This window comes from Xenorhabdus bovienii, from assembly GCF_024721015.1.
GTDB lineage: Bacteria > Pseudomonadota > Gammaproteobacteria > Enterobacterales > Enterobacteriaceae > Xenorhabdus > Xenorhabdus bovienii.
This window is the reverse complement of sequence record NZ_JANAIF010000472.1, coordinates 1-245: the sequence shown is the minus strand read 5'-3', so window position 1 is coordinate 245 and position 245 is coordinate 1. Positions and strand designations below refer to the sequence as shown.

The following is a 245-nucleotide window of genomic DNA, read 5'->3' as shown; positions in this document are numbered from 1 at the left end:
AAAAGCGATCTGGCGTCTGTCCAAGTTCTACAAGCACGAGAGCTGTGGCCAATGCACGCCTTGCCGCGAGGGTACCGGTTGGATGATGCGTGTGATGGACCGCCTTGTGCGCGGAGAAGCTGAAGTCGAAGAAATCGATATGCTGTTTGACGTAACCAAACAGGTGGAAGGCCATACAATTTGTGCTCTTGGCGACGCGGCTGCTTGGCCGATTCAGGGTCTGATCAAGAACTTCCGCGAAGAGA

Annotated in this window: 1 protein-coding gene; it reads left to right on the top strand. The window is 54.3% G+C overall.

What is annotated here, in order from left to right; all coding sequences use genetic code 11:
• Positions 1 to 7: 7 nt before the first annotated feature.
• The coding region (locus NXS07_RS22110; RefSeq protein WP_368859264.1) for an NADH-ubiquinone oxidoreductase-F iron-sulfur binding region domain-containing protein at positions 8 to 245 on the top strand (238 nt) is incomplete at its 3' end.